This is a genomic window from Rhizobium sp. Leaf306 (assembly GCF_001423425.1).
Taxonomy (GTDB): domain Bacteria; phylum Pseudomonadota; class Alphaproteobacteria; order Rhizobiales; family Rhizobiaceae; genus Neorhizobium; species Neorhizobium soli.
In genome coordinates, this window is sequence record NZ_LMNX01000004.1 from 332,550 (window position 1) to 347,282 (window position 14,733).

The following is a 14,733-nucleotide window of genomic DNA, read 5'->3' on the forward strand; positions in this document are numbered from 1 at the left end:
CCTTGCGCGAATTTCACGAACGAAAGTGGACCCTATGCAGACCTATCCCGACGTAAAGCTCTTCATCAACGGCGAATGGCGCGATGCGATCGCCGGCGAGACGATCGAAGTCACCGATCCCGCGACCGACGAAGTGATCGGCAAGATTGCCCACGCCCGTAAGGCGGATCTCGATCTCGCGCTCGAAGCGGCCGACAAGGGTTTCAAGATCTGGCGCGACACCGCGCCCTTCGACCGTTCCAAGATGATGCGCAAGGCAGCCGACCTTCTGCGCGAACGCGCCGATAGCATCGCCTTCATGATGACCCGCGAACAGGGCAAGCCGCTTGCCCAGTCGAAGATGGAAATCATGGGCGCCGCCGATACGATCGACTGGTTTGCCGAAGAAGCCCGCCGCACCTACGGCCAGATCATTCCGGCCCGTTTCTCCGGCGTCAACCAGATGACGATCAAGCTGCCGGTCGGCCCGGTCGCGGCGTTTACGCCGTGGAACTTCCCGATCAACCAGATCGTCCGCAAGCTTTCCGCAGCGGTTGCCACCGGCTGCTCGATCATCGTCAAGGCACCTGAGGAAACTCCGGCATCGCCTGCCGAACTGATCCGCGCCTTTGCAGATGCCGGCGTGCCTGCAGGCGTCATCGGCCTGGTCTACGGCATTCCCTCGGAAGTTTCGGAATATCTCATTCCGCATCCGGTCATCCGCAAGATCTCGTTCACCGGCTCGACGCCGATCGGCAAGCATCTCGCGAGCCTCGCCGGCAAGCACATGAAGCGCGCCACGATGGAACTCGGCGGCCACGCACCGGTCCTGATCTTCAATGATGCCGACCTCGACAAGGCGATCGAAGTGACCGCCATGTCGAAATTCCGCAACGCCGGCCAGGTCTGCGTCGCGCCGACCCGCTTCCTGATCCAGGACGGCGTTGCCGACAAGTTCATGGAAGGCTTCGTCAAGGCTGCCGAAGCCCTCAAGGTTGGCAACGGCATGGACGCCGGCACCACGATGGGCCCGCTTGCCAACGAACGCCGCATCCCGGCCATGGAAGCGCTGATCCAGGACGCCGTCTCGTCCGGCGCCGAACTGAAGACCGGCGGCAAGCGCATCGGCAACAAGGGCAACTTCTTCGAACCGACGGTTCTTGCCAACGTGCCGACCTCTGCCAAGATCATGAACGACGAGCCCTTCGGCCCGATCGCCATCGTCAACCGCTTCTCGACCTATGAAGAAGCCATCACCGAGGCAAACCGCCTGCCCTTCGGCCTCGCATCCTACGCCTTCACCGGCTCGGTCAAGACCGCCCACGCGCTCGGCCGTGAAGTCGAAGCCGGCATGCTGACCATCAACCACAACGGCCTCGCGCTGCCCGAAGTCCCCTTCGGCGGCGTCAAGGATTCCGGCTACGGCACCGAAGGCGGCTCCGAAGCCGTCGCGGCCTACCTGGAAACGAAGTATGTCAGCCAGATGAACTGATCGGCTTATTGGTGAAATGCGGAACGGCCGGAGTGAGAGCTCCGGCCGTTTTTTTTGTGCGGTGGCGATGGTGTCGGTTCAGGCAGGCGTATTGGGCTGAGGTTTTTTAAGCCCGGGCGTCGTCGCTGGAATTCTCGTCCTGATACTGCTGCATAGTCTCCATGGCCTTCTCGAGCATCGTGCGCGTGTCCTCGTCGTTGCGCGACATCGCTCCCTCGATACCGGCGCGAACCTTTTCCGTAAAATCAACGCGTTCGCCATCATCGGAAGCCTGCAACTCGCCGGCAGTACCCCCACCCACCGGAATTTTCATCGTCATCGCCATAAAGGGCAGGCCTTCATCAAGCGACATGTTGCCGCTGTGGATCTGGTCATTGCACCAGTCCTGCATTTCCTGGCGGGTCATGCTGGTAAAGTCGGTCTGCTCGGCACCCTCTGCATCCGACTGGGACGGACCTGCCGTGGCAGTGCTCAGCGCGGCCGAAAACGAGGCCGAGGTGTCGTCGGAAGCCGCAGATATCTGCGTGCTCTGGCTCGCGTAGAGGCGACTTGTTGATGTGTCGATTTTCATTGTAGCAATACCCTAAGTATATAAATGGTACTGCACTATCGAATGCAAAGCTTGCGCCAAGCATTTTGACGCCTCGGCCTTGGAGAGAGACCTAAATCAATAATATTTTCGAATATTTCATAATAATGATATGAAAATCAGAAGAGTTGCTTTTAACTTAGCTCAACGTGTTCATATTGCTTGCGCTTCCTTCTGGCGGAAAACACAAAATGGCAGGTGTCGGGATTTTAGGGCGCTGTTTTAGAGCGAAGTGCTTTCATCGAACGCACTTCGCTCTAGTCTTATGACGCTAAAGCATTTGATCCGCCTCAGGCTGCCGTCACCCTGAAGGCCAAATGCTCTCATCACAGCGTTGAGACGTTATGCGCCGTTATCGTATATCCAAATGGATCAACGAATGCGAAGTAGCGCCCGAACGGCCCGTCTTTGGGCGGGAATACTATCTGCACATCCCTCTCGGAAAGATGCGCGTGCAATTCGTCAGCGTCGTCACAACCAAACCAGATTGCGACGCCAGTTCCGAGCTTTACCGTGTCGTCAAAGCCCTCGATCGGCGTGCGAACGGCGAATGGAATAGGGTGCGCTTCGAAAACAACCGCGCCGGGAGGTGCTTTTGCCGAGGGCGTAAGCCCGACGACATCCCGATAGAAGGTGAGTGCGGCGTCCAGATCCTTCGTCTGGATGCCGATGAAATCCGGTCCAATCAATCGAGCCATAGGCTGCCTATCCTTTTCAATGAGACCCGCTATTATCAGGGTACTGATATCTAGTAGTATAAGGGCCCTGATATGTCCACTCTCATGGATCCACCGGTCGATGACACATACCGTTCGCTCGGATACGCGCTGAAGCGAGCGCAGCAAGCGCTGCGGGGCCATCTCGACAACCAGCTGAGAGATATCGGACTGACGACCCCGCAATATTCGGTACTGGCGGGGTTGGAATTCAGCGCAGGCTTATCAAGCGCGGACTTGGCCCGGCGCGCCTTCGTGACACCGCAGACGATGCAGTCCATCATAGCCACACTCGAACGGGACGGCCTTATCAAGCGCATGGCTCATCCGGTACGCGGCCGGGTTCTCACAACCGAACTGACACCGAAGGGCCGGACCGCATTGTGTGCGGCCCATAAAATCGCCGCTGACGCCGAAACCATCGCCCGAAATGCCGTAGCACCTGACAACCCGGAGATCATATACGCGGCCCTGCTCCGTATAGCAGAGGCAATGCGTTAAACTCCTTGGTCGAACCTAACGCCCGGCCATAGCTCCCTGCCGCTCACTACCGCAGCCAAAGAGCCACCCACCTACCCCGCCGCGGCCTCACCATACCCCGGTGGCCCCACCGGCGAGGTCGCCCGCAAATTCCTGATGTCGCGGGCGGGTGGCGATCCGAACATTCTTGCGTATTCCCGGGTGAACTGGGACAGGCTTTCATAGCCGACGGCAAGTGCGACGGCTGCCACATCGCCCGGCCGTGCAAACAGCATGCCGCGCGCCTCGTATAGCCGGATCCGCTTTTGATACTGGATCGGCGACAGGCCGGTGCTCGTCTTGAAGCGCCGCTGGAAGGCGGATGGGCTCATGTTTGAAGCGGAAGCAAGCTCATCCACATGGAAGGTGGTGGCATAGTCCTTGCGCAGCCGGACCAGCGCGTTCCTGATCTGCGCGAACCGATCGTCGATGCTGGCGACTTGCCGCAGCACGGCGCCTTGCGGGCCGCGCAGCAGTCGGAATAGGATTTCCCGTTCCAGCAGGGGTGCCATCACCGCAATCTCATCCGGCTGCTCCATCAGGCCTAGCATCCTGAACCAGGCGTCGATCAGCCTGTCGCTTGCGTGACTGACGCAAAAACTGGGCGTGTCGGCCGACACAGCGGGGCCGGGATCGTCCAGCAGCAAGTCGGCGATCATCGCCCGATCGAAGATGAGCCTGAGCGCGAGATAGGGCCCCTTCGCACTCGCGTGAACGATCTCGCCGATGACAGGCAGCGCCACCGACGCGATGAATGTCTGCCCGGCTGTGTAATTCATCACCTGGCTCCCGATCAGCAGGCGCTTCTCGCCCTGCAGAATCAGGCTAACCAGAGGCTGATAGATTTCCGGAAACAGCTCGGTCGGTTCGGTCACCTTGAGGATGTCGACGCGGGGAATGCCCGTGGTCGTGAGCACGCCTGCAGCGCGTTCTTCCACAAACTCCTTCAACATCCCGATGGCAGCGCTCATGAGCAGAGATGTGGCACGGCTTTCCCTCCAGAGCAACGCATAAGCAGGAATGTGCAAATTTCAGATCGGATCGGACACGCGCCGGGATCGCCTTCGGTCTACGGATACTCACCCGCGCAGCCTTGTTGCGATGCGGCGCGGGACACCATTTTATGAAGGAACATTCCAGATGGAAATCAAAGACGCGGTTGTGATTGTCACCGGCGCTTCCTCGGGTATCGGCGAAGCAACTGCGCGCGCTGCGGCCTTGTCCGGCGCTCGGGTCGTTTTGCTGGCCCGCAGGAAAGATCGCATAGAAGCGCTGGCACGGGAGATCGGCAATGATGCGCTGGCGGTGGTGTGTGATGTCACGCGCCCTGAGCAGGTTGAACACGCCGTCCAGGCCGCCGCTCAGAAATACGGTCGCATCGATGTTCTGGTCAACAACGCCGGACAGGGCCTGCATGCCACGATCGAAGACATCGGCATTGAGGATTTCAAAGATGTGCTCGATCTCAACTGCGTCGCGCCGTTGGTTATGATGCAGGCGGTCATTCCCCATATGCGCAGGCAAGGTGCCGGCAGCATCGTCAATGTCAGCTCGGGCGCAACGCTTGCCACCTATCCGGGCTCGGCCGCCTATACCAGTTCCAAGGCAGCGCTGAACATGCTTTCAAGTGTGGCGCGCCTGGAACTTGCCGATGCCGGCATTGCCGTCTCGATACTGCATCCGTTCATCACCGCGACCGAGTTTTATGGCGCTGTCAGGTCAGGGCTGGAATCGGCAAAGGCTCAGGAGATCCAAACCGCACCCTTCGCACACCCGGCGGAACGCGTGGCAGACATGATCCTTGAGCTGGTGCGGAGCGGCAATGCGCAAGCCGACCTGGTCCCGAAGGACTATGGCGGCAGCTTCGAGGGCTAGGGGATGTAACCTGCCCGCCCGATCTGCCAATAAACAAACGGGGGACGAAACCTCGCCCCCCGCTATCAACTACTTGCGCTTGTCGAACCCGCCCTTGGGGGCCGGCTTCTTGAACGGCTTGTCGCCGCCAGCCTTGTTGAACGGCTTGTCGCCCGGCTTCTTGGCGAAGCTGGACTTCGGCTTTTCGCCCCAGACTTCGTCATCGACGCGGCGATCGACATTGGCGCCGGCGGGCTTGGCTTTCCAGTCCTTGCGCGGCGCATCGCCGTAAGGCTTGGCACCGGCCGGCTTGTCCTTGTTGAAAGGCTTGTCGCCGTAGGGCTTGTCTTGGTTGAACGGCTTGTCGCTGCGCGGGCCATCCTTGCTGAACGGCTTGTTGTCCTTGTAGGGCTTGTCGAGACGCGGGCCTTCGCGCTTGACGAAGCCTTCGTCATCGCCGCGCGAGAACTTGCTGAAATCCGGAACGCCGTCGAGACGCGTCACGCGCACGCCGCGTTCCATCATTCCGTCCTTGCCGAGCTTGGCCATGAACTTGTCGGCATGGGCGGCGGCAATTTCCACGAAAGTCTCGTCGGCCTGCATCTTGATCGCGCCGATCTCGTGCTTGGTGAGATCACCGGCGCGGCAGATGGTGGGGATCAGCCAGCGCGGTTCGGCGCGCTGCTTGCGACCGACCGACAGCGAGAACCACACGGCTGCACCGAAATCGCCACGCGGCGTCAGCGGCCGCGGTGCGGAATCATTGCCGCCTTCGCGGGGCTTGCGGGTATCCAGCGACACTTCGGTAATATCTTCCGGCGCCGAATTCTTGCCGCGATAGAGGCTGACGAAGGCGGACGCCAGCTTCGTCGCGTCAAAACGCGCCACCAGCTTGTCGATCAGGCCCTGTTCTTCCTCGTCCTTGGCGATCTCTTCAAAGATCGGATCGGCAAACAGACGTTCCTCGTCGCGCGCGGTCACCTCTTCGGCCGATGGCGGGCGGGCCCAGGTGGGCTCGACCTGCGCGCCGGCAAGAAGACGCTCGGCCTTGCGGCGCTGGCTGACCGGCACGATCAGGGCGCTGACGCCCTTGCGCCCCGCACGGCCGGTGCGGCCCGAACGGTGCAGCAGCGTTTCCGAATTGGTCGGCAGATCCGCATGGATGACGAGTTCGAGACCCGGCAGGTCGATACCGCGGGCAGCGACGTCGGTTGCGATGCAGACGCGGGCGCGGCCATCACGCATGGCCTGCAGCGCATGGGTGCGCTCGGTCTGCGTCAGCTCGCCCGAAAGGGCCACAACGGAGAAATTGCGATTGGCAAGACGGGCATGCAGATGGTTGACGGCAGCACGCGTCGAGCAGAACACGATTGCGTTCGGCGCCTCGTAAAAGCGAAGCGCATTGACGATCGCATGCTCGCGGTCCGACGGCGTGACGACCAGCGCGCGATATTCGATATCCACATGCTGCTTCTGTTCGGATGCGGTTGCAATGCGCACGGCATTGCGCTGGTAGCTCTTGGCAAGCTTGGCAATGGCCGAGGGAACGGTTGCCGAGAACATCAGCGTGCGGCGTTCGGCAGGGGCTGCCTCGAGAATGTATTCGAGATCTTCGCGGAAACCGAGATCGAGCATCTCGTCGGCTTCGTCGAGCACGGCCACGCGGATTTCCGTCATGTCGAGCGCGTTGCGGCGGATATGGTCGCAGATACGGCCAGGCGTGCCGACGACGATATGCGCGCCGCGTTCCAGCGAACGACGCTCGGCGCGGATATCCATGCCGCCGACGCAGGAGGTGATCACGGCGTCCGCTTCGGCGTAGAGCCAGTCAAGTTCGCGCTTCACCTGCATGGCAAGCTCGCGGGTCGGCGCGATGACAAGTGCGAGAGGTGCAGCAGCCCGGCCGAATTTCTCACCATCGTCGAGCAGCGTGCGCGCCATGGCCATGCCGAAGGCAACCGTCTTGCCGGAGCCTGTCTGGGCGGAAACGAGCGCATCGGCGGTTTCGAGCGCAGGATCGAGCATGGCCAGCTGGACGGGGGTTAGCGTCTCATAGCCGCGCTTTTGCAAAGCCTTCGCGATCGCCGGGGCGGCGCCGTTGATATCGGTCATCAAATCTGTCTTTCGGATATGTCGGGCTCAAAGGCCCCATGGCTGCAACGATCGCAGCCGAACGTTTGCGCCGTCCCTATAGGCTTCGGCGCGAAAAGTCAAAGGATGGGTGGCCGCGGGGTTACGGTTGGTCGCGAGTAGATCTGTCCCTCACCTCGACCGATGTCATGACGCGGAGCTGAGTTCGGCCCGAATGAGAGAGGAATGCCCTAACGTTTTATGCCCCGCCACGACCACTCCTGCGCCGCGCAGAAGCTCTGCTGCTGGCCGAAGGAAGAGTAATCGTCGTACGCTATCATTCCACATTCTCCTCGCAGCTCTTGGCACGACGCAGAAATTCTCTGTCAGTCCTTTTTTGTTGGCAGTTCATGCGCTCTCGCAATAATCTCTCGACGAAATATGCGGCAAAGCAAGTCCGCCGGTTGTCATAGGAGCCACTATTGCAGAGCCTTAAGAATGGACGGTGGCTAAATCAGCCCGCAAATTCAGAAGCTTCGGATCTCGGACTCTCTGTCACGACCGACGCCAGCACGGACTTCTGGCGAGAGACACACTATGGCTTTGTCCGCGACAACGGCCACTTCTACGCATTCCAGACCGACGGCGACTTCACCGCCCAGGTTCGGGTCCAGGCCCATTTTGAGCATCTTTACGACCAGGCTGGCCTCATGGTCAGGCTTGACGAAAGACGGTGGGTCAAGACCGGGATCGAGTTCTCGGACGGCTATGGCTTGCTCGGCAGTGTGCTGACGAATGACGCCTCCGACTGGGCCACGGGACGATACGACGGCGACCCATCGGATTTTTGGATAAGGGTGACCGTCCAGAGCGGCGTTCTTAGAATACAGGCGTCAGGCGATGGAAAGACTTGGCCACTCGTCCGCCTTTGCCCATTCCCAAAAGCGGATCATTATTTCGTTGGCCCGATGTGCTGTACACCCGAAAGAGCCGGCCTGGAGGTGAGATTCAGTGAGTGGCAGATCGGCCAGGCCCTAGGCAAAAACCTCCACGACCTGTCATAGCCGCCAGAGCGCTTAAATTTCCGTGCCGAGAGCAACATACTGATCGAGATGCCTGAGCCATTTGCGCTCGATGGCGGCCTCGATGTCGATTTCGTTCGCCCGAAGATACAAAACGAACTGCCCGAACAAGTCGGCCGCTTCGTTTTCCAGGGCTTCGCGGGTACCGCCTGAACCATCGGCATTTGGCTTCGCCCGACCGGTGATCAGGAGATGCTCAGCTGTCAGTTCACCAAGTTCCTCGGTCAGCTTCAAAAGATACCAGTCGGCGCTCCGTTCAATGGCATGCACCCTGGCATAGAGGTCGCCGACTTGACCAATCCGGTCACTCAGCTCCTTGAAGGTCGCACTCATTCTGTCCTCGGCAATCGTAGAGAGACGCAGTTTGTCGACGCTACCACCGATTTGCGACAGGACCGCTGCGATGACGGCAAATGGCGGATTAGAGAAGTCGCCAATCTCAACGTTTGAAAACTGACGCTTCACGTTCACTGACGACCGTCATGCGTCCGGCAGATGATGATGCCTCGCGATCATCCGCAATGCCCGCGTCTTGCGATGCCGACGTCTGACCTCCCTCATTCCTGTGCTCCTCACAGGAACCTAGCAGGGTCGCGTCTGCGGCGCGAAAGGGTCTTTCCACTCGCGTGTCTGGATTCCTGTGACGAGCACAGGAATGAGGGGTGTAGGTGGGGCGTCCCCCTAAACCGCAAACACCTTCCCCCGCCGCAGCGTCACAAACCCGCCCTCGCCGGCTGAAACCTGGCGTTCCGGTTCGACGTCGAATTCCAGCTGTTCGCCGGTTTCCGTTACCGCCAGCACGCGTCGGCTGTCGGGGCGGTCGAGGACGCGGGAGATGGTGGCGGCAATGCCGGGTGCCTGCGCCGACCAGTCGAGATCTGCGGGGCGGGCGTAGAGCTCGGCCTTGCCGTCTGGTATCCCCGATGCATCGACCGAAAGGCCGCCGGCATGGGCGCGGCCGTCGCGGACCTCGGCTGAGAGCACGTTGGCATCGCCCAGGAATTTCATCACGAAGGCCGATTGCGGATCGCGGCAGACTTGCTGCGGCGTGCCTTGCCGCACGATCTGGCCATCCTTCAGGATCACCACCCGGTCGGCGAGATCGAGGGCTTCCTCCTGGTCATGGGTGACGAAGATCGTGGTGATGCCGAGTTCCGAATGGATCTCGCGCAGCCAGCGGCGCAGGTCGTGCCGGACATTGGCATCGAGCGCGCCGAACGGCTCGTCGAGCAGCAGCACCTTTGGATCCACCGACAGCGCCCGTGCGAGCGCCACGCGCTGCCGCTGGCCGCCGGAGATCTGCGCCGGAAAACGGTCGCCGAGACCATCCAGCCGCACCAGCCGCAACAGGTCTGCAACGCGGGCATCGATCGCCGCCTTGTCGCGCTTCACCTTGGAAACCTTCATGCCGAAGGCGATGTTCTGCGCCACCGTCATATGCGGAAACAGCGCGTAATGCTGGAACACGAAGCCGACGCCGCGGTCGCGCACCGGAATGTCGGTCGCATCCTGATCGCCGAAATAGATGGCGCCGCCATCGGCATATTCGAGCCCCGCCACCATGCGCAGAATGGTCGTCTTGCCAGAGCCGGAGGGGCCGAGCAGCGCCACCAGTTCGCCGCTTTCAATATCGAGCGACACGCCCTTTACGGCACGGAAGGTGTCGAAGGTTTTGACGACGTTTTCGAGACGGATCTTCATGCTGTTTTCTCTGCCGGAATGGCGGTTTTGCGGACGCGGCCCGCACCCTGGCGCTCAAGCGCGACCTTGGCGATGATGGTAAGGACGGCGATCAACGCCAGGATGGAGGCCGAGGCGAAGGCGCCCGCCGCCTGATAGTCGTGATAGAGCAGCTCGATATGCAAAGGCAGCGTATTGGTCTGGCCGCGAATATTTCCTGACACGACGGAGACTGCGCCGAACTCGCCCATCACGCGTGCATTGCAGAGAATGACGCCGTAGAGCAGCGCCCATTTGACGTTTGGCAGCGTCACCGAAAAGAAGGTGCGGAAACCGGATGCGCCAAGCGAAGTCGAGGCCTCCTCGAGATCGCGTCCCTGCGCCTGCATCAGCGGGATCAGTTCGCGGACAACAAAGGGCGCGGTCACGAACATCGAGGCGATGATGATGCCGGGAACCGCAAACAGGATCTTGATCCCGTAGGCATCGAGAACAGGCCCGAACAGGCCCTGCAGCCCGTAGACGAACAGATAGGCGACGCCGGCAACGATGGGCGAGACGGAAAACGGGATCTCGATCACCACCAGCAGAAAGCGCCGTCCCCAGAAATCGAACTTGGTGATCGCCCAGGCGGCGGCGATGCCGAAGGCGGTGTTGACGGGCACGGCGATCAGCGCCGCCAGAACCGTGAGCATGATCGCGTGTCGGGTATCCGGATGGAGGATCGTGTCGCGATAGATCGCCCAGCCCTTCGAAAAGGCCTCGACGCCGATGATGATCAGCGGCGCGACGATGACGAAGGCGACGAGCACCAGCACGATGCCGATCAGCGCGCGGCGAAACACCGTGTTGTCACCGACGCGCGGCGGTTTGCGATGGGATGAAACAGCACTCATGGTCTTATCCCTTCACCGTGTAACGCAGCGCCCGCGACTGCAGCCAGTTGGTGACGGCCAGCATCGTGAAAGCGGCGAGCAGCAGTACGGAGGCAATGGCGGCGGCGGCCTGGTAATCGTATTCTTCGAGCCGAATGAAGATCAGCAGCGCTGTGATCTCCGTCGACATCGGCTGGTTGCCGGCAATGAAGATGATCGCGCCGAATTCGCCAAGGCTGCGGGCAAACGACAGGGAGAGGCCGGCCAGCAGCGCCGGTGCCAGAAGCGGCAGGATGACCTTGGTAAAGATCGTCCAGTCGGAACCGCCGAGCGATTGCGCCGCTTCCTCCAGCGCCGGATCGAGATCTTCTAGCACCGGCTGCACCGTGCGCACGATAAACGGCAGCGAGGTGAAACACATGGCAATCATGATGCCGAGCGGCGTATAGGCAACCTTGATGCCGTAGCCTTCCAGCACCGAACCGAACCAGCCATTGTTGGCAAACAACGCCGTCAGCGCAATACCGGCAACCGCCGTCGGCAACGCGAACGGCAGATCGACCATGGCGTCGATGATGCGGCGGCCGGGAAACCGGTAGCGGGTAATCACCCAGGCAAGTGACAGGCCGAAGAACAGGTTGAACACGGTGGCGCCCAGCGCCGACAGCACCGTGACCCGGTAACTGGCAAGCGCCCGCGACGACGAGACGATCCGCCAGTAGTCTTCAGGCCCCAGGCTTGCCGCCTTGATGACCAGCGCCGCCAGCGGCAGCACGACGATCAGGCCGACATAAAACAGGGTCACGCCCAGCGATAGCGGCAAGCCGGGCAGGACATTGCGTCGTCTCAAATGATCAGTTCCTCGTTTTCAACAACAACAAAGTCTTCAACAGCAAGAACCGGCGGACGAATATCCACCGGTCTGGTTTCGCAGTTCTTTAGCGTCCCTCATTCCTGTGGCGGTCACACAGAACCCGACGCGTGCCGGGGTGAAGGGTTTTTCAGCCTAAGGACTTAGGCTGGCTGGATTTCTGTGACAAGCACAGGAATGAGGGCAAGGCAGAGCAACTGCTTCCCAGTCCAATCAGCGGCTGCCGTACAGCTTGTCGAGCGTGCCGCCGGAGGCGAAGTGTTCGGATTGGATCTTGGACCAGCCGCCGAACACGTCGTCGACCTTGACGAGGCGGATTTCGGGGAACTGGCTCTTGAACTCGGCCGCGACCTTTTCGTTATGGACGCGGTGGCCGAATTCGGCGGCGATCTTCTGGCCTTCCTCGGTGTAGAGGAATTCCAGATAGGTCTTTGCCAGCGCTTCCGTGCCATGCTTCTTGGCGACCTTGTCGACAACGGCGACCGGGAATTCGGCGAGCAGCGAGACCGACGGAATGACGTTTTCGACCTTGTCCTTGCCGAACTGCTTTTCGATGCCGCGGGTTTCGGCCTCGAAGGTGATCAGCACGTCGCCCTGGCCGCGTTCGACAAAGGTCGTCGTGGCAGCACGGCCACCGGTATCAAACACCGGCACGTTGTCGAAGATCTTGGTGATATAGGCTTCGATCTTCTCCGCGTCGTCCTTGTATTCTTCCTTCGCCCAGGCTGTCGCCGCCAGATAGGTGTAGCGGGCGTTGCCGGATGTTTTCGGGTTCGGGAAGATCGCGTGGACGTCATCGCGGGCAAGATCGCCCCAGTCCTTGATGTTCTTCGGGTTGCCGGCGCGCACAAGGAAGGCCGGGAAGGAATAGAAGGGCGAGGCGTTGTTCGGAAACGCCTTGTTCCAGTCCGCGGCAACAAAACCCTGCTTTGCCAGGAAATCGACGTCGGTCGACTGGTTGAAGGTGACGACGTCAGCCTCGAGCCCCTCCACGATCGAGCGTGCCTGCTTGGACGTACCCGCATGCGACTGATCGATCGTGACGCCGGGATGCGCCTTCACGAAGGCCGCGTTCTCGGCCACAAACAACTCGCGGGCGACGTCATAGGAAGCGTTGAGCAGTTTCTGCTCCTGCGCAAACGCCGGCTGCACGAAGAGGGCGGCAAGTGCCGTGCCGAGGATAAGAAGGCGGTTCATCAGTGTCTCCGGAATGGGAAGTTGAGGCGACACTACCGGGAGTATCGGTAGACCGCGAGGAACCGCCCTCTCCTGCAGGTGATACACGGAGAAATTTCATCCATTTATCGCAGCATTCGGCGATGGTTTTGCCGGAAGGCGCCAAAGCGCAGTGGATCGCCCCGATCCGGGGCAAAGAGGATACGGCCGTTTTGGGCCGTGAGGACGAAACGGGCAGCATGTTTTTGTTAAGCCCCTGAAAGACAAGCGAAGAAAAATTCGTCGTAGCCTTTTTCATCCTCACGCCTGAAAGCCACGCGATAATGGCGTCGTCATCGGATGGGAAACCGTTTTCGCGAACCGGTCCCCGACGGTTCAGCGCTTCTGAGGACGAAGCTCGGTTTCCGGTGATGGTCGAACGACATGCGGTCTCTCGGGAACTGACATCTCCCGAAAATATCGCAGGAAACTCGATCGGGGCAGGCAGATCATCATCTCCCTCATACCCACGATACCGCTGCCTGCCCCATTCCCGTTTCAACCACGCCGGTTTCGCCGGTGTGGATGGTTTTGCTGCTACATCCGATGATCGGCAAACAGGACCGGGTGGCCCGCCGCAAGGTAGGGAGCAAGATCGGCTTCTGTCACCTCGGCAAGGCTTGCCGGTTGCCAGCGCGGGTTGCGGTCCTTGTCGATCACGGCGGCCCGTACGCCCTCGTAGAAATCATGGTGTTTCAGCAGTTCGCAAGCGGCGGTAAATTCCCGCTCCAGGCATTCGACGAGGCTTGAACTGTCACGGCCGAGACGCAGCAGTTTCAGCGTCAGCTTGAGGCTGGTCGGCGAGCGTTTCGACAGAGTCTCGAGGGTTCGGGCGGCGAATTCTCCCGTCTCGCGGCTGAGCGCCGCGAGGATCTCCTCGACCGTATCATGCGCAAAGGTTCGGTCGATTACGTCACGGTTCTGCGCAAGCCTGCCACCTTCGCCAGACACGGCAAAAGCATCGATCACGGCCTGCACTGCCTCAGCCTCTGAGTCTCCGGGAAGCTGTCCAATTGCGGCGACGAGATCATCCAACTTCTCTGATGGCACGAACGAATCCGCCAACCCGGCATGGATCGCATCGGCACCGTCAACCACGTCACCGGTCAGCCCCATCCAGGTTCCCGCCTCGCCGGGCGCCCGGGGTAGCAGCCAGGTCGCGCCCACATCCGGCACATAGCCGATGCCCGTCTCCGGCATAGCGAGTTTCGTGCGCTCGGTAACGATGCGGTGGCTGCCATGCGCCGAAATGCCGACACCGCCGCCCATCACAATCCCGTCCATCAGCGCCACATAGGGCTTCTCATAGCGCGAGATGCGATAATTAAACGGCATCTCCTCCCGCCAGAACCGCGTCACCTCAGGGTCGGACGCCCGCCCCGCCTGATGAATGGCCCGGATATCGCCACCAGCACACAGGCCACGCTCGCCCTCGCCCCTGATGATGACGCAGGAGATCTCAGGGTCAGCGGCGCAGCGGTCGAGTATCTCATCGAGCGCCCGCACCATGGACAGATTGAGGCTGTTCAGCGCCTTCGGCCGGTTGAGCGAGACCACCGCAGCAGACCCGCGGCGACTGAACAGCACCTCGGCTTCAGTTGCAGGTTGCACTGGATTGGCCATTGTGTCCTCCATCCTCTACCCCACCCACCCTCATTCCTGTGCTCGTCACAGGGATCCAGCCGACACGCGTCTGCGTGGCGAAAGAGGGTTTGCAGCCCCAAGGACTTGGGGCAGCTGGATCCCTGTGACAAGCACAGGGATGAGGGAGATTATGGCGCTGTCCCACCG

General features: G+C 60.8%; 14 protein-coding genes. 4 read left to right on the forward strand and 10 right to left on the reverse strand.

The window, feature by feature from the left end; genetic code table 11:
* Positions 1 to 34 precede the first annotated feature (34 nt).
* The gene (locus ASG19_RS19710) at positions 35 to 1,471 is read left to right on the forward strand and encodes an NAD-dependent succinate-semialdehyde dehydrogenase (RefSeq protein WP_062461387.1); all 1,437 of its coding nucleotides are present in this window, start codon (positions 35 to 37) and stop codon (positions 1,469 to 1,471) included.
* Positions 1,472 to 1,577: 106 nt separating this feature from the next.
* On the opposite strand, the gene ASG19_RS19715 is transcribed toward ASG19_RS19710, so the two are convergent.
* Both ASG19_RS19715 and ASG19_RS19720 read right to left on the reverse strand, forming a co-directional pair.
* A complete protein-coding gene (locus ASG19_RS19715) occupies positions 1,578 to 2,042 on the reverse strand; it encodes a hypothetical protein (RefSeq protein ID WP_062461390.1) in 465 nt (154 codons plus the stop codon).
* A 344-nt stretch (positions 2,043 to 2,386) separates the two neighbouring features.
* On the reverse strand, positions 2,387 to 2,758 hold the full coding sequence (locus tag ASG19_RS19720) for a VOC family protein (protein ID WP_062461393.1): 372 nt from the start codon (positions 2,756 to 2,758) through the stop codon (positions 2,387 to 2,389).
* Between the two features lie 72 nt (positions 2,759 to 2,830).
* On the opposite strand from ASG19_RS19720, the gene ASG19_RS19725 reads away from it, so the two are divergent.
* Entirely contained in the window at positions 2,831 to 3,277 is a 447-nt protein-coding gene (locus ASG19_RS19725; RefSeq protein WP_156466570.1) for a MarR family transcriptional regulator, read from the forward strand.
* A 71-nt stretch (positions 3,278 to 3,348) separates the two neighbouring features.
* Here the strand turns inward: ASG19_RS19725 and ASG19_RS19730 are convergent, their stop codons facing one another.
* Positions 3,349 to 4,266 carry an AraC family transcriptional regulator gene (locus ASG19_RS19730; RefSeq protein ID WP_062461398.1) on the reverse strand — a complete coding sequence of 306 codons (918 nt, stop codon included), beginning with the start codon at positions 4,264 to 4,266 and terminating at the stop codon, positions 3,349 to 3,351.
* Positions 4,267 to 4,435: 169 nt separating this feature from the next.
* On the opposite strand from ASG19_RS19730, the gene ASG19_RS19735 reads away from it, so the two are divergent.
* Positions 4,436 to 5,170 carry an SDR family oxidoreductase gene (locus ASG19_RS19735; protein WP_062461401.1) on the forward strand — a complete coding sequence of 245 codons (735 nt, stop codon included), beginning with the start codon at positions 4,436 to 4,438 and terminating at the stop codon, positions 5,168 to 5,170.
* Positions 5,171 to 5,239: 69 nt separating this feature from the next.
* On the opposite strand, the gene ASG19_RS19740 is transcribed toward ASG19_RS19735, so the two are convergent.
* Positions 5,240 to 7,261: a DEAD/DEAH box helicase gene (locus ASG19_RS19740; protein ID WP_062461405.1), complete on the reverse strand. Its 2,022-nt coding sequence runs from the start codon at positions 7,259 to 7,261 to the stop codon at positions 5,240 to 5,242.
* A 440-nt stretch (positions 7,262 to 7,701) separates the two neighbouring features.
* On the opposite strand from ASG19_RS19740, the gene ASG19_RS19745 reads away from it, so the two are divergent.
* A complete protein-coding gene (locus ASG19_RS19745) occupies positions 7,702 to 8,283 on the forward strand; it encodes a DUF1349 domain-containing protein (protein WP_062461408.1) in 582 nt (193 codons plus the stop codon).
* Between the two features lie 12 nt (positions 8,284 to 8,295).
* Here ASG19_RS19745 and ASG19_RS24535 read toward each other — a convergent pair whose 3' ends face one another.
* From ASG19_RS24535 to ASG19_RS19775, 6 genes are all read right to left on the reverse strand, one after another.
* Entirely contained in the window at positions 8,296 to 8,772 is a 477-nt protein-coding gene (locus ASG19_RS24535) for a hypothetical protein (protein WP_244476234.1), read from the reverse strand.
* A gap of 210 nt (positions 8,773 to 8,982) precedes the next feature.
* Complete coding sequence (locus ASG19_RS19755) at positions 8,983 to 10,002, reverse strand: sulfate/molybdate ABC transporter ATP-binding protein (RefSeq protein WP_062461411.1); 1,020 nt, start codon at positions 10,000 to 10,002, stop codon at positions 8,983 to 8,985.
* Positions 9,999 to 10,877 carry a sulfate ABC transporter permease subunit CysW gene (cysW, locus tag ASG19_RS19760; protein ID WP_062461414.1) on the reverse strand — a complete coding sequence of 293 codons (879 nt, stop codon included), beginning with the start codon at positions 10,875 to 10,877 and terminating at the stop codon, positions 9,999 to 10,001. The genes ASG19_RS19755 and cysW overlap by 4 nt, the downstream gene beginning before the upstream one ends.
* A gap of 4 nt (positions 10,878 to 10,881) precedes the next feature.
* Positions 10,882 to 11,706 (reverse strand): sulfate ABC transporter permease subunit CysT, encoded by an 825-nt coding sequence (gene cysT / locus ASG19_RS19765; protein ID WP_062461417.1) that lies wholly within the window; start codon positions 11,704 to 11,706, stop codon positions 10,882 to 10,884.
* Positions 11,707 to 11,940: 234 nt separating this feature from the next.
* The gene (gene cysP, locus ASG19_RS19770; RefSeq protein ID WP_062461420.1) at positions 11,941 to 12,924 is read right to left on the reverse strand and encodes a thiosulfate ABC transporter substrate-binding protein CysP; all 984 of its coding nucleotides are present in this window, start codon (positions 12,922 to 12,924) and stop codon (positions 11,941 to 11,943) included.
* Between the two features lie 555 nt (positions 12,925 to 13,479).
* Positions 13,480 to 14,565 (reverse strand): enoyl-CoA hydratase/isomerase family protein, encoded by a 1,086-nt coding sequence (locus ASG19_RS19775; protein WP_156466571.1) that lies wholly within the window; start codon positions 14,563 to 14,565, stop codon positions 13,480 to 13,482.
* Positions 14,566 to 14,733: the final 168 nt, after the last annotated feature.